General features: G+C 46.7%; 25 protein-coding genes. 16 read left to right on the top strand and 9 right to left on the bottom strand.

Annotation, left to right across the window (positions count from 1 at the left end; translation table 11 throughout):
* Positions 1–15: 15 nt before the first annotated feature.
* From AC9UC2_RS04970 to AC9UC2_RS04955, 4 genes are all read right to left on the bottom strand, one after another.
* Positions 16–375, bottom strand: coding sequence for a DUF3040 domain-containing protein (locus tag AC9UC2_RS04970; protein WP_509525941.1), 360 nt, complete (start codon positions 373–375; stop codon positions 16–18).
* A 61-nt stretch (positions 376–436) separates the two neighbouring features.
* On the bottom strand, positions 437–1,630 hold the full coding sequence (gene dinB, locus AC9UC2_RS04965; RefSeq protein ID WP_509525938.1) for a DNA polymerase IV: 1,194 nt from the start codon (positions 1,628–1,630) through the stop codon (positions 437–439).
* A complete protein-coding gene (locus tag AC9UC2_RS04960) occupies positions 1,627–4,854 on the bottom strand; it encodes a DNA polymerase III subunit alpha (RefSeq protein ID WP_509525936.1) in 3,228 nt (1,075 codons plus the stop codon). Before AC9UC2_RS04960 ends, dinB begins: the two co-directional genes overlap by 4 nt.
* Complete coding sequence (locus AC9UC2_RS04955) at positions 4,851–5,132, bottom strand: DUF6504 family protein (protein WP_509525933.1); 282 nt, start codon at positions 5,130–5,132, stop codon at positions 4,851–4,853. Before AC9UC2_RS04955 ends, AC9UC2_RS04960 begins: the two co-directional genes overlap by 4 nt.
* A 168-nt stretch (positions 5,133–5,300) precedes the next feature.
* On the opposite strand from AC9UC2_RS04955, the gene AC9UC2_RS04950 reads away from it, so the two are divergent.
* Together AC9UC2_RS04950 and AC9UC2_RS04945 are read left to right on the top strand one after the other, a co-directional pair.
* Entirely contained in the window at positions 5,301–5,714 is a 414-nt protein-coding gene (locus AC9UC2_RS04950; protein WP_509525930.1) for a DoxX family protein, read from the top strand.
* Between the two features lie 82 nt (positions 5,715–5,796).
* Entirely contained in the window at positions 5,797–6,543 is a 747-nt protein-coding gene (locus AC9UC2_RS04945; RefSeq protein ID WP_509525928.1) for a sulfite exporter TauE/SafE family protein, read from the top strand.
* Here AC9UC2_RS04945 and AC9UC2_RS04940 read toward each other — a convergent pair.
* Positions 6,533–7,747, bottom strand: coding sequence for an MFS transporter (locus tag AC9UC2_RS04940; RefSeq protein ID WP_509525926.1), 1,215 nt, complete (start codon positions 7,745–7,747; stop codon positions 6,533–6,535). The genes AC9UC2_RS04945 and AC9UC2_RS04940 overlap by 11 nt on opposite strands.
* 41 nt (positions 7,748–7,788) lie before the next feature.
* Here AC9UC2_RS04940 and AC9UC2_RS04935 point away from each other — a divergent pair, with 41 nt between their 5' ends.
* Genes AC9UC2_RS04935 through AC9UC2_RS04915 form a run of 5 tightly spaced genes read left to right on the top strand, consistent with a single transcriptional unit; the run spans position 7,789 to position 12,333 of the window.
* Positions 7,789–8,277, top strand: coding sequence for a YbaK/EbsC family protein (locus AC9UC2_RS04935; RefSeq protein ID WP_509525924.1), 489 nt, complete (start codon positions 7,789–7,791; stop codon positions 8,275–8,277).
* 56 nt (positions 8,278–8,333) lie between these two features.
* On the top strand, positions 8,334–8,927 hold the full coding sequence (locus tag AC9UC2_RS04930; RefSeq protein ID WP_509525922.1) for a spheroidene monooxygenase: 594 nt from the start codon (positions 8,334–8,336) through the stop codon (positions 8,925–8,927).
* Positions 8,928–8,964: 37 nt separating this feature from the next.
* Positions 8,965–9,768 (top strand): carotenoid biosynthesis protein, encoded by an 804-nt coding sequence (locus AC9UC2_RS04925; RefSeq protein WP_509525920.1) that lies wholly within the window; start codon positions 8,965–8,967, stop codon positions 9,766–9,768.
* A 7-nt stretch (positions 9,769–9,775) separates the two neighbouring features.
* Positions 9,776–10,840, top strand: coding sequence for a glycosyltransferase family 2 protein (locus AC9UC2_RS04920; RefSeq protein ID WP_509525918.1), 1,065 nt, complete (start codon positions 9,776–9,778; stop codon positions 10,838–10,840).
* Complete coding sequence (locus AC9UC2_RS04915) at positions 10,837–12,333, top strand: phytoene desaturase family protein (RefSeq protein ID WP_509525917.1); 1,497 nt, start codon at positions 10,837–10,839, stop codon at positions 12,331–12,333. The genes AC9UC2_RS04920 and AC9UC2_RS04915 overlap by 4 nt, the downstream gene beginning before the upstream one ends.
* Here AC9UC2_RS04915 and AC9UC2_RS04910 read toward each other — a convergent pair.
* Positions 12,293–12,916, bottom strand: a complete 624-nt coding sequence (locus AC9UC2_RS04910) for a CDP-alcohol phosphatidyltransferase family protein (protein WP_509525914.1) — start codon at positions 12,914–12,916, stop codon at positions 12,293–12,295. The two genes, AC9UC2_RS04915 and AC9UC2_RS04910, sit on opposite strands and share 41 nt — an antisense overlap.
* Complete coding sequence (gene metF / locus AC9UC2_RS04905; RefSeq protein ID WP_509525912.1) at positions 12,906–13,760, bottom strand: methylenetetrahydrofolate reductase [NAD(P)H]; 855 nt, start codon at positions 13,758–13,760, stop codon at positions 12,906–12,908. Before metF ends, AC9UC2_RS04910 begins: the two co-directional genes overlap by 11 nt.
* Positions 13,761–13,782: 22 nt before the next feature.
* On the opposite strand from metF, the gene AC9UC2_RS04900 reads away from it, so the two are divergent.
* The 9 genes from AC9UC2_RS04900 to AC9UC2_RS04860 all read left to right on the top strand — a co-directional run bounded on the left by AC9UC2_RS04900 (position 13,783) and on the right by AC9UC2_RS04860 (position 23,120).
* The gene (locus AC9UC2_RS04900) at positions 13,783–14,859 is read left to right on the top strand and encodes a polyprenyl synthetase family protein (protein WP_509525909.1); all 1,077 of its coding nucleotides are present in this window, start codon (positions 13,783–13,785) and stop codon (positions 14,857–14,859) included.
* Positions 14,860–16,344, top strand: coding sequence for a phytoene desaturase family protein (gene crtI, locus AC9UC2_RS04895; RefSeq protein WP_509525906.1), 1,485 nt, complete (start codon positions 14,860–14,862; stop codon positions 16,342–16,344).
* Complete coding sequence (locus AC9UC2_RS04890) at positions 16,345–17,247, top strand: phytoene/squalene synthase family protein (protein ID WP_509525904.1); 903 nt, start codon at positions 16,345–16,347, stop codon at positions 17,245–17,247.
* A gap of 96 nt (positions 17,248–17,343) precedes the next feature.
* The gene (pnuC, locus tag AC9UC2_RS04885) at positions 17,344–17,919 is read left to right on the top strand and encodes a nicotinamide riboside transporter PnuC (RefSeq protein ID WP_509525902.1); all 576 of its coding nucleotides are present in this window, start codon (positions 17,344–17,346) and stop codon (positions 17,917–17,919) included.
* A complete protein-coding gene (locus AC9UC2_RS04880) occupies positions 17,900–18,391 on the top strand; it encodes a nucleoside/nucleotide kinase family protein (RefSeq protein ID WP_509525900.1) in 492 nt (163 codons plus the stop codon). Before pnuC ends, AC9UC2_RS04880 begins: the two co-directional genes overlap by 20 nt.
* A 55-nt stretch (positions 18,392–18,446) precedes the next feature.
* Positions 18,447–20,345, top strand: coding sequence for a Stk1 family PASTA domain-containing Ser/Thr kinase (gene pknB / locus AC9UC2_RS04875; RefSeq protein ID WP_509525897.1), 1,899 nt, complete (start codon positions 18,447–18,449; stop codon positions 20,343–20,345).
* Positions 20,346–20,349: 4 nt separating this feature from the next.
* On the top strand, positions 20,350–21,213 hold the full coding sequence (locus tag AC9UC2_RS04870; protein ID WP_509525895.1) for a deoxyribonuclease IV: 864 nt from the start codon (positions 20,350–20,352) through the stop codon (positions 21,211–21,213).
* Positions 21,213–22,076, top strand: a complete 864-nt coding sequence (locus AC9UC2_RS04865; RefSeq protein WP_509525892.1) for a DMT family transporter — start codon at positions 21,213–21,215, stop codon at positions 22,074–22,076. The genes AC9UC2_RS04870 and AC9UC2_RS04865 overlap by 1 nt, the downstream gene beginning before the upstream one ends.
* 9 nt (positions 22,077–22,085) lie before the next feature.
* Positions 22,086–23,120 carry a threonine aldolase family protein gene (locus AC9UC2_RS04860; protein ID WP_509525890.1) on the top strand — a complete coding sequence of 345 codons (1,035 nt, stop codon included), beginning with the start codon at positions 22,086–22,088 and terminating at the stop codon, positions 23,118–23,120.
* On the opposite strand, the gene AC9UC2_RS04855 is transcribed toward AC9UC2_RS04860, so the two are convergent.
* Complete coding sequence (locus tag AC9UC2_RS04855) at positions 23,097–23,570, bottom strand: methylated-DNA--[protein]-cysteine S-methyltransferase (protein ID WP_509525887.1); 474 nt, start codon at positions 23,568–23,570, stop codon at positions 23,097–23,099. The two genes, AC9UC2_RS04860 and AC9UC2_RS04855, sit on opposite strands and share 24 nt — an antisense overlap.
* 9 nt (positions 23,571–23,579) lie before the next feature.
* Entirely contained in the window at positions 23,580–24,938 is a 1,359-nt protein-coding gene (locus tag AC9UC2_RS04850) for a class II 3-deoxy-7-phosphoheptulonate synthase (RefSeq protein WP_509525884.1), read from the bottom strand.
* Between the last annotated feature and the right edge of the window lie 15 nt (positions 24,939–24,953).

The following is a 24,953-nucleotide window of genomic DNA, read 5'->3' as shown; positions in this document are numbered from 1 at the left end:
CCGTCTTACTCTTGGTTACCGCTCATCCTGATTTCTGTTGTCCCAGCGCTGCTCAAGGCGAGCGCTTAAATTTGAGCGTGAAGATGGCTTGCGTGGGCCGCGACCGACCATAGGTGAGATCGAAGAGATTGCGGTGATTACGCCGCTAAGTGCGATGACAAAGCCCAGGATTCCGATCGGTGTTACCTGGGAAATCAGACCACCGAAGAGGGTAATCAAGCCAAGAAGCACTAGTCCGGCGCCAACCATGATGCGGTTACGCGAAGGTGAAACTGGCGCTTTTGAGGTCAGAGCTGAAACAAGGCGTGGATCCTCAGTTAAAAGGGCAGCCTCCATCTCTTCCAGGAGGCGCTTTTCACGATCTGATAGTGGCACGGGCCCACAATAGAACAGATTCTGCTTGCCCGCTACTTCTTTACTTATTCTTCAGCATCTTCTAATCATCTTCTTCGGAGGAAGGGTTGATCAAACGCGCTGGCCGCACCGAACCGTGGCCAAAACGCTCGCGGGCTTTATCCATGGCCCCTTCGGCTTCGCGCCAACCCTTTTCGCGCTCCCCCAGAATCATTTGCACGGGTGCACCTTCACTTAAGTTCTCTAGCGATACACCTACCAATCGCAATCGAGCGCGTTCAATACGTAACGCTTCGTATAGCCCTTTTACGACTTCGTACACATCGTGAGTGCTATCTATTGGAAGTGGCAAAGTCTTCGAACGATTGATCGTAGAAAAATCTCCGAAGCGAACCTTGATAGAAATCGTCTTGGCAAACAAACCCTTGTCACGCAGCCTTGATGTTGCGCGCTCGCACAACCGTAAGTATTCGCGCAGAATTTCTTCAGGGTTATCGAGATCAGTTGCAAAGGTTTCTGCAGCGCTAATGCTTTTTTCCGCATCTTGCGGCGCAACATCTCGGTAATCGCGGCCCCATGCAAGTTCATGCAAGGTGGCGCCAGCTGCTTCACCTACTGCGCGGATCAAAGTTGTGCGGGGCAATTTTGCAATATCTTCGATAGTGCGAAGCCCTAGGCGTTCTAGAACTTCGGCAGTCTTTGGGCCTACTCCCCACATCGCAGAAATTGGCAGTGGGTGTAGGAATTCCAGAATTCGATCGCTAGTGATTTCTAGCATGCCATTGGGTTTGCAATGTGTGGATGCTAACTTTGCGATGAACTTTGAAGGCGCGATTCCAACTGAACAAGTAATGCCTTCTTGTGCTTCTACCTTCGCGCGGATTGCAGCAGCGATTTCGCGACCTGTGCCCAATAACTTCTTTGCACCAGTTACATCAAGAAAAGCTTCATCAACTGATACTGGTTCAACATTTGGAGTAAAGCTTTCAAAGATCTCCATGATGTGGCCAGAGACCTCTTGATAGCGGGCCATATCGACGGGCAGAAAGATTGCATGTGGAGCCAATCGCCTGGCTTGTCCCACTGGCATGGCAGAGTGAATTCCGAACTTGCGAGCTTCATAGTTGGCGGCAGATACAACACCGCGAGTGCCCATTCCAATAACAACGGCCTTGCCCTTTAGTGATGGGTTATCTTTTTCAGCCACCGATGCAAAGAATGCATCCATATCGACATGCAGAATCGTTGCCTGGGTTGGCTCGTCATCCGTTGTCATATTGCGAGCGTACTTTGTTTAGCGCTCCAACTTTCGTAAGCGGCGCGTAAATCCCATGCCCCAGTGGCTCTTATGGATATGCCTCTGGCCCCAGTTCTGCGGGTTACGCCCCTAACAAGTAACAGCGATGTTGAATACAAAACATTGGCGTACTCGCCCTGAACATCGGTAAAAAATGTTGAATCGCTCAGCCCATATCCATCATCTAACGTTAAGAAAATTACACGTTTACCCGAACGCACCGGCGGTGTCTGCATCGCAACCTTGATCCCTGCAACCAATACCGATGACTGGGATCGCTGCTTTAGTAAATCACTAGATCGAACCGCACCGATTGCATTAAGAAAATCTCCGTAAAATTCAATCATGTGACGGGACATATCGATTCCTAATCGATCGACCTCGTATTTCACACTCTCGGCCGCCGACATCGCTGGCAACCCGCTACTTATTAACGCAGGTGGGTCAAAGCCTAAGTTCATTTGGGCACCAGAAACCGCAGCACTTGGCGACTTTTGTAGATCAGAAAAATGAAGTAGCAGGTCCCTGCGATTAACATCGGCGTGCAAAGAATCAAAGCCACCCGTCAGAATCAAGCTTTCAGTAACCGGTGTACTGCAACCAGATCTGCGGACAAAATCATTTAAATCAATGTAGGGACGGCCAGCGATAATTGATTGGACTTCGCCGTCGCTGATTCCAGCAACAGTTGATAAGGCGATACGGATTGCATTGCCGTGATCTTCTACTCGGTAGAGCGAATCAGATGCGTTGACATCAATGGGCGCAATAGTGATTCCCATTTGTCTGGCTTCATCAACAATCAAACGTTTGGGATACATGCCTGGGTCATGGGTTAAAACCGCTGCAAGAAAAGCTGCTGGGTAATGGGTCTTAAGCCAAGCAGATTGATATGTAGGCAGGGCGAAAGCTGCAGCATGTGCTTTGCAAAAACCAAAGGATGCAAAGGCGCGCAGTACATCCCAGATCTCTTGAATAATTGGTGGCTCATACCCTTTGGCAGTTGCCGCCGGAAAGAACCAATCACAGACCTCTTGCTGACCCGCACGATCGCCTAACGATCTGCGCTTTTCATCAGCCGTTGCCAATGAAACCCCGGTCATCGTTGCGATGATCTGAATAACTTGTTCGTGGAAGACAACAACGCCTTCGGTGTGGGCCAAAATCTCATATAAATCAGGGTGAATTATCTGTGCTGGACTCCACCCATGACGAGCCTTAAGAAACGGCGTGATCATGTCGCTTTTAACCGGACCTGGTCTAAACAAAGAGATATCAATAATTAAATCGGTAAAGGTTTTAGGTGCAAGTTTTCCAACAAGTTCGCGCTGTCCTGGGCTTTCCACCTGAAAGATTCCAAGGGTCCGCGTTGATTGAATTAATTCATAGGTCGCGGTGTCATCTAGTGGCACGGTATCAATATCAACTACTTCTTTGTGAACTCGTTGAATCTCTTTCATTGAATAAGCAATAGTCGATTGCATCCGAACACCTAAGACATCTAGCTTTAACAATCCCACCGCTTCGACATCATCTTTATCAAAGGCCACCATGGGATAACCGCCTGCGCTGCTCATGAGCGGCGCACGATCTAGAAAACCACCATCTGATAAAACAATTGCACATGGGTGCATTGCAAGGTGTCGTGGCAAACCATCTAGGCGCTGAGCCATTTCAATTGTCGCGGCCATCAAGGGGGTTGAAGTATTTATACGCCGTAGTTCAGGCAAAGATTCAAGGGTTGCTGCAATATTGCGTGCACGCACATGTGGCATGGATTTAGCCAACATATCGATCTCCATACCCGGCAAACCAAGTGCGGCTCCGGCATCACGGATTGCATGTCGTGCGCGGTATGTATCGACCATCGAAACAACTGCGCATCGTGATTGATTAGTAGATGATGTCCAATCGTTATCGCCATATCTTTTAAAGACCATGTCATAGATTTCTAGACGTCGTGCAGATTCCACATCGATATCAATATCTGGCAGAGCACGGCGCAAGGGAGAACAAAAACGCTCCATCAATAAACCGTGCTGCATCGGATCAACACCTGAGATTCCAAGTAGGTGGCAAATCAAGGAACCTGCACCGCTGCCACGTGCTGCAACTCGGATACCAGCATCCCTTGCCATGTCTGCAATATCTGCAACGGTTAAAAAATATGATTCAAAGCCAAGGGTTGCAACGGTTGCTAGTTCATCATCTAAACGCGCACGGGCCTTACTGATTTGATCGCTGCTGCTGTAGCGCCAATTGATTCCAGCTTCGCTGCGGCTGCGTAGCAATGTCCGCATCTCTTGTGCGGTATTTACGCCCACAACATGCGGTTCTGGCAGGTGGGCTCCCCCTAAACCAATATCGCGTTGGGGCGATAGCAAAGAACGTTCAGCCCATTCGCGAGTTGTCTTTAGCAATGCTCGTGGTGTTCGCTCGCCTGCAGCGCGTGCAATTTCAGCGGCCAGTGAAATCATTTCATCGCTGGATTTCAAAAAGCCTTCAGCGTTACGGCGTTCAATATGACGATCATGCAAAGGCACTAGCTGGCGCACGCAATCTAAAACATCTGCCACTGGCCCATCGCTGCGATCTTTCATCCGCGCCGCGTTAGTGATAACAGCATCAATATCGTTATCGCGGGCAAAGATTAAGGACCGAGCAGCATGTTCAGTCGATCGTGGGCCACGACCTGCAACAAGGTGTGAAACACATTCAATTGCATTATTAGCAAATAGATCACGGGTTTGATTAAAGATGGATAACGCTTGATCAAAGCGATGATTGTTTATCGCATCGCTGATCGGTGATTCAGGGCCATGCATCGCATAGACATTGGTGCTGTACTGACTGAACTGTTGCAGAAAATCTAAAGTTAAAACTGGGACGCGGGTATCACTTGTCATGGTTAGCGATGTCATTAATCTGCACAGCGAGCGCCATCCCCCATCGCTATGTGCCAGCAATGTGATGCGTCCCTTTGCGTTACCCAGGTTGATTGCACAATTAACACCGATGATCGGTGCGATCCCGTAATCAACACAACTTTGCGTAAAACGGATCGCGCCAGCTAACCCATCACGATCTGTTAACGCCAGCGCTGGCATTTCAAATTCGGCTGCGCGTTGGACTAGATCATGAGGGTGCGTTGTTCCGTATTTCAATGAATACCCACTGGCAACATTGAGATGAATAAAACTCATACGTTACGAATAATCCACTGACCTGTTACTTCATCACGCTCTAGTTCAAAGGTTGTTAACGCACCTATAGGCGCCGCCTCTACCCGCCACACAGCTCGTGCTTGATCATCAGGGCGATACTTTCCATCGCTGATTCGATTCCACCAACCACCTGCTTCACACCAACGAGATAGAACGGCATGGATGCGAAAGCGTTTTCCTTTATAGGTGAACTCGATAGGAGTTGTTGCCCCATCGATAGTGACATCGAGGGCGGAGTTAACCTGTGTGGCTGACATTTTTGAGGAGACCTTTCAAAGCTGTGGGTATTCGAACAGATGTTCGAAAAATAGCCCTCACCACCGACAAATGGCAAGTGCGTGAGCGTGTCGTGGTCAAAATTAGTTGAAATTTCAACTACTATTACCCAGTAAGTTCTCAATCACCCAATATTTCAAGGAGTCTCAATGGACATCGTCCTCATCATCGGTCGCGTGCTTTTCGCACTGCTCTTCATCTCATCTGGCGTTTCACATCTGACAAAGCTTGAGGCAATGACTGGCTACGCCCAGTACAAGAAGGTTCCAGCGGCAAAGTTCAGTGTGGTCCTATCAGGTCTGATGATCCTTATCGGTGGTCTTTACATCGCATTCGGCGTGTACGCAGATCTAGGCGCACTACTTATCGCGCTATTTTTGATCCCAACATCATTCTTGATGCACGCATTCTGGAAGGAAACAGATGCAACAGCTAAGCAAAATGAGACAGTCGGGTTCTTCAAGAACCTCTCACTTGCAGGTGCTGCTTTGATCATCTTCGCACTAGTTTCAACTGGTACAGATTTCGGTCCATCAATAACAGGGGCCTTTTTCAACCTATAAAAAGGATGCTTAGCCTGTAATTAAAAAACAAATTAGCCCGTCGGTTTATTGCCGGCGGGCTTTTTTGTACCATGATTAGCCAATGGAAATCGTCGCTGGAATAATTGCAGGTGGTTTCATCGGGGCAGTTCTGGGATTCATCGGTGCAGGTGGAGCGATGATCACTGTTCCTATTCTGCTTTATATTTTTGATTTCACACCACAGACTGCGACCACTGCTGCATTGGCAGTGGTCCTAACCGCTGCGATATCTGGACTATTACCTAAGATAAAAAGTAAAGAAGTTCTCTTTCGAGAGACCTTAATAATTTGGGCACTTGGCTTAACTACAAATATTACTTTTTCAATCTTGGCCTACCGCTTAAGTGATTCGGTACTGACGACAGGATTAGCCTTGGTGTTGACTATTGCTGGAACTTCCATGCTCATCAAACCAATTGCTGGAACAGAAAAGAGAGTTCCTCTCTTATGGTTAATTCTCATCTCTTTAGTAATTGGAATGATCACAGGGTTGTTTGGAATCGGTGGCGGATTTCTTGCAATTCCAATCTTGGTCTTATTCTTTAAAGTGCCACAAGGTAAAGCTGCAGGGACCTCCCTTGCAATTATCGCAATTAACTCGATTACTGCTTTCTTTGGGCACTATCAAAGTTGGAATGATGTCGACTGGAAGATTCCACTAGTAATGGCGATTGCTGCTGTAACTATTGCCCGCATGGCTTCTATAAAAAGTGGTCAGCTAAACCCTGTGCTGATGAAAAAGGGCTTTGCGATCCTTTTGTACATGATTGCAGTTTTTACCTTGCTACAGACGTGGGTTATTGCTTAATCTCACGAACTTTGATGTATTTAGATTGCAACCCAACAATCATGTAGAGCACCACAGGAAAAGCAAAGGCAACTGGCAAAGAGGTTACTTCAGCAAGTAAACCGATCAATGTTGGGCCGCCAAAATAAGCAGCAATCGCAATCAATCCAACTCGAGCTAATCCGACTGATGGCGCGATTCCTGGAATAGATGCAGCCGCTAAATTAAATGCTGGGAAGAATGGCCCCATTCCAAACCCCGCTGCACCAAAACCTAGGCACACAATTATCAAACCTGCTGTTGGATTTGAATCTGAGATACTCATTCCTACAAAAAGTCCAAGACCCCATAAGCCACCACCAAAGTAACCACCATATTTAACCGTGTTTACATGGCCCCACTTTTCAAATGCACGATCACCCAATAGACGACTAGCAATCATGGCTAAGGAGAAAGTTGTGGCTGCCGCGGCATTTAAACCTTTACCAATGCCCATATGGTCTTGCAGAAGAATTCCGCTCCATTCGTAAGCACCACCTTCGGGAATCAAGGAACACATCAATCCAATTCCAAGGGCCCATAAAATAAGTGACTCTTTACCAACAAGTTTTACTTTGCCAGCGTCATCTTTTCCGGGTTCACCTAAGTGACCATCATGTTCGGCAGGCAACATGAAGTTAGCCACAAACTGAAATGTAAGTAAGCCAATCACGGCTATGCCAATCAGGTTGTCACGAGGTGAAACAAAGTTAGCGATTAGTCCCCCGACTAGAGTTGCAGCAAAAGCTCCGATACTCCAGAAGCCATGGAAACTAGACATCCATCGACCTTTAGTGTGTTTTTCGATCTCAACAGCTTGGCCGTTAATTGCAATATCCATAAATGCAACATTGAAACCTGTTATAAAGAGCCCAAGTAACAAGATCTGGACAGTGTCAGCCATGCCAATCACAAAAACACCAACTGGTAACAAGACTCCAGATATTCGAACAACTAACTTTGATGAATACGAGTGCACTGCTCGCCCGGCAATTTGTGCGCCAGGAATTGAGCCAACGGTGCTTGCCAATAGAACTAGCCCAAACTGACCATCACTTAAATTCAGAGAGTCTTTAATCTCTGGAATACGTGGAATCCATGCAAGTCCCAAAAAGCCTAAAAGAAAGAAGCAGCTATAGATAGCGTTGCGGGCGCGCATACCCATTGCGTACAAATCTGTATTCATCTTGTGCTGAGAGTACTTGAATAGTTCGATAATCTACGAAGGTGGAAGGCGTAAAGGAAAAAGCAGCGGTCAAGCGAGTCATTGCCGCCCTTGCCGAACACGGTTTAACTGGAGAAGTTCACGTGCTGTCAGATAGCGCCCGCACCGCGCAAGAAGCTGCTTCTGCATTAGGTATTGAAGTCGGACAGATTGCGTCCTCACTTATATTCAAACTTCCGGATGATTCTCCCCTGCTTGTTATTACAAGCGGTCGCCACCGAGTTGATACAGAATTAGTTGCAAAGCACTTGGGGATTGAAAAGCTTGGCCGAGTAGATGCCGATTATGTAAAGGAAAAATCAGGGTTTTCAATTGGTGGCGTAGCTCCAATTGGCTGGGTGTCCCCCGCAACAATTCTTATTGATCAAGCGCTCAATGATTACCAGGTTATTTGGGCAGCTGCTGGCCACCCACATGCGGTGTATCCAACTACCTTTACCGAACTTCTTGAATGCACTGGCGCAAAGCCAATGATTGTTGGTGAGAATTGATCGTTGCTTACTTCTGGAAGATCAAACCGTCGAAACTACCTTTCGCGATTACAGCAATGGGCTTTGATCGCTTTTCATTATGGGCAGATAAGAATGTTTCTTTTCATAAATCTTTAGGAACCGGCAAAGGTGAAACCTTTACCCCCAGTGATGCTCATGCTTTGCAATGGGGTTTAGTTGCGGTCGTTGAGGACATTGAAAAGTTTGATTCTTCAACAGTAATCAAGCGCTGGCGTAAAAATTCAGTAACTGAATTTCGTGCAGTATTAGATCCAATTTCTTCACACGGAAAATGGGCGGGCACAGAACCTTTTGTTGCAACAGTTAAAGATTGGGATGGACAGGTCGCAGCAATTACACGTGCGCGAATTAAATGGAGCCAGAACTTTAGATTTTGGAGTTCAGTCCCACCCGTTACCGTTTCGCTAAAAGCAGCACCCGGCTTAGTTGCAGCCATCGGAATTGGTGAAGCTCCCATTGGATTACAGGGAACTTTTTCACTGTGGGAATCTGCCGCCGCGATTCGCGACTTTGCATACAAAGGGGCTGCGCATCAAAAGGCGATTGCAGATACATCGGCCTATAACTGGTATTCAGAAGAGCTTTTCGCGCGCTTTGCTGTGCGTGAAGTGCGCGGATCTTTGCAGTAACTGTCTTAAATAAATGGAATAAGGCAGACTTATACCTATGTCCATCCGCCATTACACACCCCGTCGCAGGGCTAGAGGTGGCGCATCTCCCCTGCTAATCAAGATCATGGGTGTTGCACTTGGCTTAACAATTTTGATGCAGATTGCTTATCCATTAGTTGATGGCGATGTATTGCAATTCATCACAATCACATCTGTTTTAACCGCCGCCTTTGCCATGTTTCTCCACGGAGTTGCAGCTTTTGGTGCGCGCTACGGCTGGAGCTTGTTGGCAATCACGCTTCCCTTTGGATACTTCATTGAACAACTAGGTGTTTCAACAAGTTGGCCTTTTGGTGAGTATTCGTATTCATCAACATTAGGTCCAAAGTTATTTGATGTGCCTTTAGTTGTGCCTTTTGCTTGGGTCATGATCGCTCACCCATGTTTAGTTGCTGCACGACGCATTGGTAAATCATGGGTGTTTTTGTATGGCGGATTATTGATGATGGCTTGGGATTTATTCTTGGATCCTCTAATGGTTACTGCTGGTCGCTGGACATGGGTTGTTAATGGTGCACATGTTCCCTTTCAACCTGAAATTCCATTGTCCAACACTTTTGGTTGGCTGTTGTCTGGAATGACGCTGATAACTATTCTGCACTTTGCTACACCACGTGATCGTCGCAAGGTTGGCGGATCTTTACTTGCTGCAGATGTTCTACTTTTCTGGACTTGGTTTTCAGGCGTTGTTGGCAACTTGTTCTTCTTTGGTCGTCCCGGAGTCGCACTGTTTTCTGGTGCAATCCTTGGAGTGCTACTAGCTCCTTACTTCTTTAATCGATGGGTCGGAAGACCCTAGCCTTTTGATGATCCTCTTATCTTTAATTCCATTAATTCTGCTCACAATTGCAGCGGTTAACTTTGTCCAAATTCGCACACCTAGAGCCACTTCACAATTGTTGGACTCTGTCGGTGTTGTGGTTCCGATGCGCAATGAGGCAGAAAATGTTGAAGGCATTGTTACGACTCTTTCGGCTCAAGACGGCCCTTTTCACTATTACTTACTTGATGACAACTCAGAAGATTCAACGTATGAGCTTCTGCAAAGACTAACTGCGGGTGATTCACGCTTTACAGTAATTAAAGGTGCACAACTTGCTGATGGCTGGATAGGTAAGACCTGGGCTTTGCAGCAGTTGTACGAAGCAAGCAATGAAGATGTGCTTGTTTCAATTGATGCAGATGTTCGCCTGAGCAATGATGCGATCAATAAGGCGGTCACGCTTCTGCATGGTGCACGATTGGATTTTGTTTCACCGTATCCCCGCCAGATTGCACAAACTTTTGCTGAGCGTTTGATTCAGCCTTTGCTTCAGTGGTCGTGGCTTACAACTGTTCCGCTGCGTTATGCAGAAAGTTCAGGACGCAAATCTATGGCTGTGGCCAACGGGCAGTTCTTTGTCGTGCGTCGTTCGGCTCTTGATGCAATTGGTGGATACAAATCCGTTAAACACTCAGTTATCGATGATGTTTTCTTAGCTCGTGAATTGATTGCCAGTGGATCAGCTGGAACGGTCATAAACGGTGCGGATATTGCCGAGACTCGAATGTATGCATCCTGGAAAGAGATTAAGGCTGGATATGGAAAGTCGTTAAACAAGGCTTTTGGATCTGTGGTTGGTGCCGTATGTGCAGTGGCATTTCTGTTTGCGACAAGTATCGGAACATTGATTGTGGGGCTTGCAGGAAATCCATACGGTTGGCTTGGTTTTGCCGCCATGGTTGCAACCCGGGTACTAAGTGCAATCAAGAGTCGTGGCAGTGTTCTAGATAGTGTGTTGCATCCGATATCAATCGCTGCGCTGATTTACCTGATTGTTTACTCATACTTAGTGCGCAAGTCAGTGACATGGAAAGGTCGCACAGTATGAAGATCGTGGTGATTGGCGCAGGAATGGGTGGCATGACCGCTGCTGCACGTCTTTCACGCGGAGGACACCAAGTTGATCTGTATGAAGCATCTGATCAAGTTGGCGGAAAATGTCGCACTGAATGGATTGGAAAAGTTGCCTTTGATACTGGACCTTCGTTACTAACGTTGCCAGCGGTCTACAAAGATTTCTTTCAGCGAACTGGCAAACCAATGGGCTTGGTCTGCCCTATCGAATCAGTAAATCCATCTTTTGATTATCGCTTTGCAGATGGCAGCAATGTGAAATTTGCCAATCTTTCTAGAAAAGAAACCCTGGATTCGATTACTCAATCTTTTGGTCCAGAAAGCGCCGCCCAGTGGGATCGCATTATGAAACGCGCAGAACGTATGTGGGATGTCAGCCGTGGACCCTTTATTGAATCCGAACTGAAATCCCCTATCTCGCTGATGAAGCCCTTCACTTTTTTGCGGGACATGAAAATCATTGCGCCGTGGAAAACATTACGCACGCACGCAGATGAGATTGTTAAAGATCAACGCCTGCGTTACATCATGGATCGCTACGCCACTTACAGTGGATCCGATCCACGCAAAGCGCCAGCCGTGCTTTCTACTATTGCATTCGTGGAAGAAAGCTTTGGTGCTTGGCATGTAAAGGGTGGCTTGGGCCAACTGACCGCCACTGTTTATCAGCGGGCTTTAGATGTTGGGGTTAAGTTTCATTTGAGCACCCCAGTTGCATCAATTGCTACTGAGGGCAAGAAGGTGACAGGGATTGTTCTGGCAGATGGAACTTTTGTACAGGCAGATGCTGTTGTTGCAAATGCTGATGCATCACTTGTGTACAACAAACTGATTTCAGGACATAAGCGAACTTTGAAGAAGGTGCGAAAAAACATTGCAAGTGCTGATGTTTCTGTGGCTGGTTTTTCTTTGTTACTTGGGATGCGTAAGGACCCAGATCAGGTACTTAACCACCATACAATTTTGTTTCCAGAAAATTATGATGCTGAATTTGATGCCATTTTTACCGATGGAAAGCCGGTTGAAAAGCCAACGATTTACATCTGTGCCCCGCAAGATCCATTGATGAGCAAAGATGAAACCCTTGAAGGTTGGTTTGTTTTAGTCAATGCTCCAACACATGGACAGTTCGATTGGAACGATAAAGAGTTTGCTCGAAACTATGCCAACACAATTATTGATCAAATCGAAGCACGTGGCATTTCAGTGCGTGATCGTTTGGAATCCTTAACAGTTAGAACACCGGCAGATTTGGAAGCTGCAGTTCTTGCTCCAGGCGGTGCTATCTATGGAACTTCAAGTAATGGTGCGCGCGCCGCCTTTATGCGCGCTAAGAACCGTTCGCCAATTAAAGGCTTGTATCTAGTTGGAGGTTCTGCTCATCCAGGTGGCGGGCTGCCCCTTGTCGGAATCAGCGGTGATTTAGTTACGGAAGCAATTGGCTACGAGAAAAACGCACGACACTGATAAAGCTGTAGCACTGAATTGCAAGGAAAATTATTGAAACAACTGTCAGGCCAGGGAAATCAAGTAATCCCATTACCAAAATGATAAATATGTAACTTGCACGCATTGGACGCTCTGCCGGAGTTACAACGCCGATGTCGCTGACTCCTAATGAGATCAACTTTGTACGTGCATACTCTTGGAAAGCTGCAACGCTCCATAAAGTAATAGGAATCCAAGCAGGTACACCGATCGCATACAAGGTATAGAACCAAAGCGCTTCGCTGATGCGATCTACAACCGAATCAAGGGTCGCGCCCCACTTGCTATCTCGCTGCTGAAATATGGCAACGCTTCCATCAATTCCATCGCAAAACAATGAGAAAACAAGGAAGAGAATTGACCACCAGGTTTGTGCAGTTAGTGCGGTTCCGACCGCACCCAATAAACCTAAGTAGGTAAGCGCATTAGGAGAAATGCGAAGCAATGTACAAATCAAGCCAAAGCGGTAAGAGATGTTGAGCCACGCACCAACAATGCCTTTAGTTTCGGCGTCACTATGCAAAGAACTCCACTTTGCCTTGAACTCTTGCTTACTTAACATTGTTTAGCTTTCTATAGATCTCTTGTGTGGCTGTCGAACTATTCATTGTGTAGAAGTGTAAGCCTGGAGCTCCTGCTTCCAATAGCTCTTGGCACAGTGATGTTGCTATCTCTACGCCAAGTTGGCGCACCGCATGCGGATCGTTTTCTACTTTTGCAAAGGCGTCTGCGATCTGTGGCGGAATGGGCGTTCCACCAAGTTCAGCCATGCGATGCAATAACTTCACATTGGTGACCGGCAAAATTCCTGGAATAATTACCAACTTCGAACCTCGAGCAGCCAGAGCTTCAACTAATCGGGTGTACTGCTGTGCTTCAAAGAAAAACTGCGTGGTGGCAAAAGTTGCACCTAGTTGTTCTTTTCGAATTAATACATCTACATCTTTAGCAAAATCTCCGTTAGATGCAGGGTGACCATCAGGAAATGCAGCAACTCCGATTGTGAATCCACCGAATTCATCGGCCAATTGCACTAACTCATCAGCATGATTGAAACCACCTGGTGTTGGAGTCCACGGCGCACTTGGTCCCCCAGTTGGATCTCCGCGAAGTGCCAAAATACTTGTGATGCCGGCTTCTTTATAGCTGTGCAAAATTGCGATCAATTCATCACGTGTAGATCCAACACATGTCAGGTGAGCAACGGTTGAAATACCTGTCCGCTTTGTAATTTCTTGAGCAATCCGAATCGAACGATCACGGGTGGAACCACCGGCCCCATAAGTCACTGATACAAAGTCTGGGGCGATTGATTTAAGCCCATCGATGGCAGCCCAGAGACGATCTTCACCCTCAACATCCTTTGGAGGGAAGAACTCGAATGAATACGAAGTGCGAAGAACCACGGTGTGAGGATATCGTTACCGAGTGAGTTCAGAGCCAAAGGCGACATTAAAGAGCGTGCGAAGTGCCGTTGAGGAAGAGTTAAGCATCTTCCTGAACCGCGAAAGCGCTTATCTGAATTCGATCTCATTGGATTTGTCACCGGTTTCAGATGCGTTGACATCCTTCTTACTAGATAGTGGAAAGCGACTTCGCCCCCTGTTTGCTTATGCCGGCTATGCCGCCGCGGGTGGTTCTATTGAAAAATCTACAACTCGTGCAATGGCTGCATTAGAACTCTTGCAAGCGTGTGCACTGATACATGATGATTTGATGGATGGTTCTGATACTCGTCGCGGTAAACCATCAATACATCGCCACTTTGAAACTATGCATGTCCAAGATGAATTAGATGGTTTTGCGCCTCAATATGGATTATCTGCCGCAGTACTGCTCGGAGATTTAGCTCTTGTTTGGTCGGATCAAATGCTTAACAGCGCAGGGTTGCCGGCTGAGCAATACGCGCGCATGATTCCGTTGTACAACGAGATGCGAGTTGAGTTAATGGCCGGACAATTTTTAGATATTCACGAGCAGACTCAAAAAGACACCGATACTGAACGATCTATGAAGATCGCACGATACAAGTCTGGAAAATACACAATTGAGCGTCCCCTCCATATGGGCGCAGCGTTAAGTTCAAAATACAGTAATGAAATTCTTCCGGCGTTATCTGCATATGGGTTGCCGTTAGGAGAAGCGTTCCAATTACGTGATGATCTTTTGGGAGTCTTTGGAGATCCATCTGTAACAGGTAAGCCTGCTGGAGATGATTTACGTGAAGGAAAGCGAACCGTATTGATCGCTATGACTCATGAACGCCAAACTGCGGCCCAAGCCGAAGAATGCAAAAAGTACTTTGGCCGCCCGGATCTTGATGCTCAGGGTGTTGCTATCTTGCAAGAAATTATTGAATCAACAGGTGCTCGCGCTGAACTTGAATCAACGATTGAAACACTTACCGATGCCGCTTTAGCAGCAGCGGAATCTTCACTTTTCACCACCGATGGAAAGGCTTTGCTCGTAGAGCTAGCTAACATCGCAACAAAAAGGAGTGCGTAAATGCCTGCTCGCGTCAAAGGTCCTACTGATCACGTTGTCATCGTTGGAGCTGGCTATGCCGGCTTAAGTGCTGCCCTGCGACTTGCAGGTGCCGGACGCAAAGTAACTGTGATTGAACGTGAAGCGGTTCCTGGTGGTCGAAGTGGCTTGCTACAAAAAGATGGTTACTCATTTGATACCGGTCCTTCTGTTCTAACAATGCCTTCATTGATTCAAGATGCATTTAGTTGCGTCGGTGAAGATATGAAGGACTGGGTTGAACTGATGCCCGTTTCTCCTTTGTACCGCGCCTTCTATGCAGATGGTTCTCAATTAGATGTTCATGCAAATACCGCGCAAATGGAAGCTGAAATTGCACACAAGATCAGCCCTGAAGAAGCCGCAGGTTATGCACGCTATGTAGATTTTGTGACCAAGCTATACAAGTATGAAATGAATGATTTCATTGATCGCAATATTGATTCACCTTTTAATCTTTTAACTCCCAACCTTGCACGATTGATTGCACTTGGTGGTTTCCGCAGACTTTCTCCGAAGGTCAATCAGTTTATGAAAGACCCACGTTTACAGAAGGTGTACTCATTCCAGGCAATGTATGCCGGTGTTAGCCCGCAGCAAGCATTAGCTATTTATGCGGTTATCGCTTACATGGATTCAGTCAATGGCGTGTTCTTCCCTAAGGGTGGAATGCACGCAGTTCCGCGCGCAATGGCGGCAGCTGCTCAAAAGCACGGTGTTGAATTCAAGTACAGCACAACAGTTTCAAAGGTAGATGTACAAAATGGTCGCGCAAAGGCGGTCATTACAGAAGATGGTCAGCGAATCGAATGCGATGCAATCATTCTGAACCCAGATCTACCTGTAGCTTGGCGCGATCTATTGGGTAAGACCCCGCTGAATGTAAAGCGCCTTAACTATTCCCCATCATGTGTGACTATGTTGGTGGGCTCTTCCAAGAAGTATGACTTTGCCGCACATCACAATATTCACTTCGGCGAATCATGGGATGGCGTCTTTGATGAATTGATCAAGAAGAAGCAGTTGATGAGCGATCCAAGTGTGCTTGTAACAATTCCTTCACTAGATGATCCAGCTTTAGCTCCTGCAGGTAAGACTTCTTACTATGTTCTCTTCCCTACCCCAAACCTGACCGCAGATATTGATTGGACTAAGCAGACCAAGCCATATCGTGATCACATGGTTGAAACTCTTGAACAGCGTGGGTACACAGGTTTCGGAGATGCAATCGAAACCGAAGTTGTAACAACGCCACTTGATTGGAAAAACCAAGGTATGGAAGCAGGTGCACCATTTGCTAGCGCACATACTTTCTTCCAGACCGGTCCATTTAGACCCCGCAACATGGCTGCTGGAATTGAAAATGTTGTCTTTGCCGGATCTGGAACACAACCAGGTGTTGGTGTACCAATGGTTTTGATTTCTGGTCGCCTTGCTGCAGAACGAATTGTGGGTCCGGTTAAGTAAATGGATGAACTTACCGCTGCAGGGATTACCGATCCCGATCTTCGTGCATCATACGAAGAGTGCAAGCGGCTCAATGCTTTGCATGGAAAGACTTATTACTTGGCGACTTTGCTGTTGCCAAAAGCAAAGCGTCCATTTGTACATGCGCTGTACGGTTTTGCGCGGTATGCCGATGAAATCGTTGATGATTTAGCTTCAGAATTAAGTGTTGAAGAAAAAGCTGAAGTCCTTAGCAATTGGGGCAATGGGGTTCTGGCGGATTTAAAGAAGGGAACAAGTCAGGATCATGTTGGTCGAGCACTGATCGATACCGTCAATCGTTTTGATATCCCCCACGAACATTTTGAAGCTTTCTTGCATTCAATGACGATGGATCTAACTGTTCAGGAATATGAAAGTTACGAAGATTTAACTGAGTACGTTTATGGGTCGGCTGCGGTTATCGGTCTTGAAATGGTTCCAATTCTTGGACCTCTTCACAATGATGCATTTGAAGCAGCTAAAAAGTTAGGTATTGCTTTTCAGTTAGCCAACTTCATTAGAGATGTGGATGAAGACTTGGATCGTGGCCGTGTATACCTGCCGCTGAAAGAGTTAGGTCAGTTTGGCGTTACCCGTGAAATGCTGGAAGAGCGTGTACTTACTCCTGAAATTATTGAAGCGCTAAAGTTCCAAATCGCACGTGTGCGCCAGTTACAAGCTGAAGCTGCTCCTGGAATCGCAATGTTAGAAGCCTCTAGTCGCCCATGCATTGAAGCGGCAAGTACTTTGTACTGTGGAATCGTTGATGAGGTCGAAAAGATTGGATACGACATCTTTAACCACCGTGCCAAGACTTCAAAGGCACGAAGGATTCGTGTTGCCGGTGGCGCTTTCATCAAACGCCAACTGATTTCACGCTAAAGTAACAGCTACGGGAGCCCACAAGGCTGAGAGGGTCTGAAATTCAGACCGACCGATTGACCCATCCGGTAATGCGGATGCGGAAAGGATTTAACTATGTCATCCACTTTGTTTACTGCCTGGGGCTATGAAGTATCTATTCTGGAATTTATTGCAGCAACCACATCGTTGGTAGGCGTTTACTTAGGAACAACTGGAAAAAGAATCACTTGGCCTTGGTGGGTTTTAAGCAGCAGTCTGTACGGCGTTTTCTTTTATCAAGTTGATCTTTTTGCAAGTGCGATGTTGCAGATTGTTTTCATTGGTGCAGCGATTTACGGCTGGTTTGGCTGGGCGCCAACAGGTGCGGTACCTGGAACCATTTCAACCAGAAACCGAATAAGAATTGCGGTTGGAACCCTAGTAAGTGTCGCAATTTTATCTCCCGTGTTAGCAGATATCGGCGCGGCAGCGACTTGGACTGATGCATTTATCCTTATTGCTTCACTAGTTGCTCAGTTGTTAATGATTTATGAAAAGTATGAGACTTGGGTGCTCTGGCTTATCGTCAACCTTGTTGCAACAGCGCAATACCTATCACTTGGATATTGGTTCACATCAGTTGTCTATGCAATATTCGCAGTTGTCGCAATAATCGGGTGGAAGCGTTGGCGTGACTCTCTTAGCCATTGATGGTCCAGCAGGTGCCGGCAAAACGACCCTTGCCGCACAGTTGCACGCCGAGTATTCGGTGGATTCAACGGTTCGAACAATCCACATGGATGAGTTGTACAACGGTTGGGATGGTGCCCTTGGGCAATCACTGACTGATGCTTTGCAAGCAATCACTTCTGCGCATCTTTCTGGGCTTACGCACACCATCAAGATTTTCAATTGGCACCTAATGGAATTTGATCGAGAAGAAGTTATAGATCCAACGGATTTCTTGATTCTAGAAGGCGTAGGAGCGGCTCAAAAAGTGGTACGCGAAGCGGGTGCAATTACTTATTGGCTTGATATCGATAATGACACCGGATTGCAAAGGGTTCTCGCTCGAGATGGTGCACATATTGAAAAAGAAATGCGTCAATGGCAAATCCAACAATCAATTCACTTTGCAATGGATCAAACCCGAGAAAATTGTGAGTTTAAACTTACTTCATAGCTCTTTTGGGCGCGCCCTTAGGGGTAGAGCACCACACGCTCCTTAAAATCTGCACATGTCTGATCTGACCGGAGAGCTCATTGATAGGCGCTACCAATTGCTACGTCAGGTCGCTAATGGTGGAATGGCTTCAATCTATGAAGCTGTCGATACACGTCTTGATCGAAAAGTTGCCGTCAAGATCATGCACTCTCATCTTGCCCAAGATGAAGCTTTCGTTTCTCGCTTTATAAAAGAAGCCAAGGCTGCAGCGGCTTTATCTCATCCCAACATAGTTGCCGTGCAAGACCAAGGGTGGAATCAAAGCGGGGTTCCGGCAGTCTTCTTGGTGATGGAATTAATTGAGGGACATACTCTTCGCGAATACTTGAACGAACGTGGTCGCTTTGAAATAAAGGATGCCATCAATTATCTGACTCCAATCTTAAGTGCGTTAGCCGCAGCGCATGCATTGGGAATAGTTCATCGCGATATCAAGCCTGAAAACATTTTGATCTCTAATGAAGGTCGCGTCAAAATCGCTGACTTTGGATTAGCTCGCGGCGAAATTATTGGCTCGACGATGACCGCCGAATCCAGTGTGATCTTGGGAAGTGTTTCTTACCTTTCACCTGAACAAGTTCAGCGAGGTATTGCAGATTCACGAAGTGATGTCTATGCGGCTGGAATAGTTGCTTATGAAATGCTCACTGGAGAAAAACCATTTTCAGCAGAATCGCCAATTCAGATTGCTTACATGCATGTCAATGAAGAAATCCCACGTTTGCGCAGTAAGCGTAAAGAGATTCCCCAAGCTTTGGATGATTTGATTGCAAGTTCCACCGCTAAGAATCCGGATGATCGCCCTCGTACCGCGGGAGAATTTTTGGATAAGTTGCAGCAGATCCAAATAGATCTTGATCCACGCAAGAATCAAATGGACCTGGGACTAGATCTTCCGGTTGAACCTATCAGGGAGAAAGCACGCAAGAAGGAAAAGGTAGTTGCTCCAGTACAACCCGTTATACCTGTCGTAGAGACAACTAAAGAGATTCGCCGCAAGGAAGAAAAGAAACAACGCGCAAGTAAGCGTGTACGTCGCAACCGTAAGGTGGCTTTAGTTCTAGCTGTCGCGCTAGGAATCGGTGGTTGGTGGACCTTAGTTGGCCCAGGCTCTCGAGTTGTTGTTCCTTCAATTGTTGGTGGCAGTTTCGATGAAGCGGTCAATGTAATTTCGCCGCTGGGACTGACCGCAGTTGTTGTTGAAAATAGATTTGATGAAGAGATACCTAAATCAAAGATCATTGAAAGCATCCCTGCAGGTGGTGGCAAGGTTGATGCTGGCGGAACAGTGAAGTTGATTGTTTCTAAAGGTCCAGAGCGATATACAGTGCCGATGACGACTGGATTAACTCCCGAAGCAGCACAAACCGCGCTTAAGAAATACACCTTAATTATGGGAACAGTAAAGGAGATTTTTAACTCTGAAATTCCTAAGGGTTTTGTAATATCTTCATCACCTGCATCTGGAACGTCAGTTAAGCGGGATGCGAAAATTGATTTGTTGGTTTCTAAGGGAATCGAACAAATTGCGCTGGCTTCATATCTTGGAAAGAGTGGCGAGCAAGCTTTGAATGAGTTAACTGAAGCAGGTTTCTCGGTAGAAGCCGGATATGCATTTAATGAAAATGTTCCTGAGCTAGCGGTCATTTCTCAAAACCCTGTAGGTGGAACAACTGCCAATAAGGGTGGCAAAGTTACGATTCTTATTTCTAAGGGCCCACGCAACACCGTTATTCCAAAGACGATAATCACTATGGAGGCAAAAGCGGGACAGCAGATGCTTGAAGCCCTTGGCCTAAAGGTGAAAGTTATAAGCATTGGAAACAACAAGAAAAAGGTGGTTAAAAAAGTTTCACCTGCAGTCAACACCTCAGTAAAACGTGGCAGTTTGGTAACGATTACCGTAGGGTAAGCCAATGCCTACGCCAGTTAAGAAGCCGCGCATCGGCGCTCACACCCCTACAACTGGTGGAATGGCCAAAAGATCTATTGCATATGCACAAGAAATTGGCGCAGAAGCGATTCAAGTTTTTGCATCTAGTCCCCGAACCTGGGCGATGCCAGAGGCCAAACCAGAACTAGATGATGCATTTAAAATCAAAGCTGCGGAACTAGATATTGAAACCTATGTTCATGCACCATTTTTAATCAATCTGGGTTCCCCAACTGAGGCAACGTATTTAAACTCTTTGGCCTCAACCAAGTATTCGCTGCAACGCGGCGCAGATATCGGCGCACTTGGCGTAGTTATTCACACGGGATCTGCCGTAGATGTGAATCATGTGGAAAAAGCTTGGAAACAAATTCACGAAGGCATGATGCCGATTCTGAACGCACTTGGTGATGACGCCCCTTACCTTCTTCTGGAACCAACGGCAGGCCAAGGCCAAAGCTTGGTTAAAAAACTAGATGATCTAGAAATGTATTTAAAGGCGCTTGAATATCATCCCAAGGTTGGAATTTGTCTAGATACCTGCCATGTCTTTGCTGCCGGCCATGACATTTCAGTAAAGGGTGGAATGACCGCAACGATTGATTTGTTGGTCGAAGTCGCAGGAATCGAGCGTTTTCAATTGGTACATGCCAATGATTCGATGGATGTGTGCGGTGCATTAAAAGATCGCCACCAAAATATCGGTGACGGCCACATTGGTGTAGATCCGTTTAAAGAGCTACTTTCACATCCAGCGGTCGCTAACGCTCCATTGATTCTTGAAACGCCAGGGATGGAACCAGAGCATGGCAAGGAAGTTGCCTTACTAAAGAAGTTACGCGGCTGATGTCTGCGCGTCATCAACTCCAGCTCAAGCTGGCACCGTGGGCGTTGATCACGGTTGCAGCAGCCTGGGGGTTTTCCTTCGTTGTCATGAAGGATGCGATCCAAAGACAAAGTGTTAATAACTTTCTTTTCTCTCGCTTCGCTTTAGCTGTTTTAGTAATGCTTTTAATTCGCCCGCAAACGATTAAACACTTCAATAAGGATTTGCTGCAGCGGGGATCATTAGCAGGCATCTTTCTAGGTTTGGGCTACATCACTCAAACTCTTGGTCTGGAACGAACAGGTGCGGCAATTACCGGATTTATTACTGGTCTCTATGTTGTCCTTACGCCGGTTCTGGCTTGGCTTGTACTGAAAGAGAAGATCACTCGCTTTGTCTGGCTGTGCATCATGGTTGCAACAGTTGGTTTGGGTTTGCTTTCGATCCGAGGGTTTTCTGTTGGTATAGGTGAGATGCTTGTTTTGGCTAGCGCATTCTTCTTTGCCGCCCACATTATTGCTTTAAGTAAGTGGTCTTCGGGTCGCGATGTTTATGCCATGACAGTTGTTCAGTTAACAATGTGTGGATTATTGGCAGGTATTGCATCAATACCTGGTGGGTATTCAGCGCCACCAGATTCTGGAGTGTGGGCAGTAGTTATCTTTACGGCAGTCTTTGCAACTGCAATTGCCTTCATTATTCAAACTTGGTCGCAGGCCCATATGAGCGCAACCAAGGTTGCAGTCATCTTGACCATGGAAGTTGTTTTCGCGGCAGTCTTTGCAATCTTTTTCGGTGGCGAAATACTGACGCTGCAAAGTGCAATAGGCGGAGTTTTAGTAGTCGTTGCTATGTATTTGATTGTGCTGAAGGAACAGAAGTAGGCTGATGTAATGGCAATTGATCTTAGAAGTGACACTGTAACTCGACCATCCGCAGCGATGCGAGAAGCAATTGCCCATGCACCAGTTGGTGATGATGTTTACAGCGATGACCCAACGGTTAACTCTCTTGAAGAACGCGTCGCTGCCATGTTTGGCAAAGAAGCAGGGTTGTTTACACCAACTGGCTCACTTGCCAATCAACTTGCTATTCGTATGTTGGTAGCCCCTGGCGAAGAACTGATTGCCGAAACCAATAGCCACATTGTGCGCGCCGAACTTGGTGCTGCCGCAGTTTTTAGTGGAATAACTACACGCACATTTCCGGCAAAGCATGGTTTGTTAAAGGCCTCAGATGCTCTTGAAATTGCACGACCCAACAGTGGCCCCTATCTAGTTTCTACAACCGCCATCGCTGTAGAAAACACCCACAATTTTGGTGGCGGAACCGTTCAGCCAATGACAGAAATTGCAGCCCTTCGCAAAGGTGCCGATGAATTAGGTCTTGCACTTCATTTAGATGGAGCGCGCATCTGGAATGCCCACGTTGCATCTGGTGTTTCATTTACCGAATACGGAAAATACTTTGACACTATTTCAGTCTGCTTATCTAAGGGGTTAGGTGCACCGGTCGGATCCATCATGCTTTCAACCAAGGAGCGCGTGGCTAAAGCTCGAGTTTGGCGTAAGCGCTATGGCGCAGGAATGCGTCAAATTGGTTTGTTGGCTGCAGGGGCTCATTACGCGCTGGATAACAACATTGCACGCCTAGCGCAAGATCATCGCCGAGCTCAAGAGTTAGCAAAAGCAATCGCGGCAATTGATTCTTCACTAATTGATCCAACAACTGTTCATACAAATATTGTTGGTTTGGATTTAGCCGCGCTTCCGATTACCGCAGCCGAGCTTGCTACACGTTGCAAAGAGGCCGGTTTGTGGATTAGCGCGCTTGGACCAAAGTACGCGCGATTAGTAACTCATTTAGATTTTGATGATGCGCAATGCCAAGAGGCCATTGAAATTTTAAAGAAAGCCCTCGTGGCTTAAGAGCCACTGCTTCTTATCAACACCGTAAGCATAATTTCCTAACGCTCCCCCAGTTTTTACAACTCGGTGGCAAGGAACAACCAGCATGATTGCATTATTGGCGCAGGCACTTCCGGCAGCTCTGACTGCTGCTGGACTTCCAGCTTTTTCAGCAAGATCGGCATATGACCAGGTTTTGCCCGGTGCAATCTTACGCATTGCTTTCCATGCCGCTTGTGAAAATGCAGCTCCAGGTTGGCGTACTTGAATGCCATTTAGCGCAGTTAAGTCTCCATCAAAGTAATCATTAACAAGATCTGAAATTACTGGAATTGATTTAACAACCTTGAGATCACGACCGGCTTTAAAGGCTGAAACAGTTGAAAGATTTGCACCGATAAGAATTTGATCATCGGCTAATAAATTGAGGATGCCAACAGGTGTCTTATGAGAAGTTACAAGAAGCGGCACTGTCCAAAATTAGCGATCGCGCAACATTTCAGCAACTAAAAAGGCAAGCTCGAGTGATTGAGCATGATTAAGGCGTGGGTCGCACGCAGTTTCATATCGTGAAGCCAGGTCTTCATGCGAGATCTGCTCGCCGCCGCCAACGCACTCGGTAACATCATCACCAGTAAGTTCGATGTGGACTCCGCCTGGATGTGTACCCAAAGCTTTGTGAACTTCAAAGAAACCCTTTACTTCATCCATAACGTCATCAAAACTGCGTGTCTTGTATCCAGATGGTGCTTCGTAGGTATTGCCGTGCATGGGATCGCATACCCAGAGCACCTTGGCACCTGATTTTGTAACACCGTCGACCAGTGCCGGCAAGATTTCGCGGATGTTTTTTGCACCCATACGAGTAATAAATGTAATACGACCAGGTTCGCGGTTTGGATCTAACTTGTCGATTAATGCAAGTGCATCTGCAACGGTGGACTTAGGTCCAAGCTTGATTCCGATTGGATTTCGAACCTTTGATGCAAAATCAACATGTGCACCATCTAGTTGACGTGTTCGTTCGCCAATCCAAATGAAATGTCCTGAAACATCGTACGCATCACCAGTACGTGAATCGATACGGGTTAGGGCCTTTTCGTATTCCATGATTAGTGCTTCGTGGCTGGCAAAGAAATCTACTGACTTGAAACTTTCTGGATCCACGCCAGCAGACTTCATAAATGCCAATGCGCGGCCGATTTCATCAGCCATTTTTTCGTAGCGATCGCCAACTTTTGAATCGCGAATAAAGCCCTTGTTCCATTCGTGCACCTGGCGCAGATCTGCAAAGCCACCTTGTGTAAATGCACGAACTAAGTTCAGTGTTGCCGCAGATGTGTTGTAGACACGAACTAAGCGCATTGGATCTGGCGTACGAGCCTTTTCAGTAAATTCAATGTCATTGACCGCATCTCCGCGGTATGCGGGAAGTGTTACATCGCCACGCGTTTCAAACTCACTTGAACGCGGCTTGGCAAACTGCCCCGCCATTCGGCCGACCTTGATTACTGGAAGGCTGGAGTAATACTGCAAAACCGCAGCCATTTGGAGAATTGTTTTAATGCGATTTCGAATTGAATCCGCGGTGGCTGAAACAAAAGTTTCTGCGCAATCTCCACCTTGTAACCAAAATGCTTTACCTTCTGCAGCCAACGCGATTCGAGCTTTGAGATCATCACACTCGCCAGCAAAGACAAGTGGTGGGAACGCTTTAAGTTCAGCTACAGCAGCTTTTACTTGTGGACCATCTGGTCCACCCGGCCAAGTAGGTTGCTGAGCAGCAACAAGGCCAGGTGTGAACAGATTGTCTAAGCGTGTGCTCGAATTCGAGTTCATTGGAGAAGTGTAGAG

This window comes from Candidatus Planktophila sp., from assembly GCF_036734405.1.
GTDB lineage: Bacteria > Actinomycetota > Actinomycetes > Nanopelagicales > Nanopelagicaceae > Planktophila.
The sequence above is the reverse complement of the archived record's forward strand: the minus strand, read 5'-3'. Positions and strand labels throughout refer to the sequence as shown.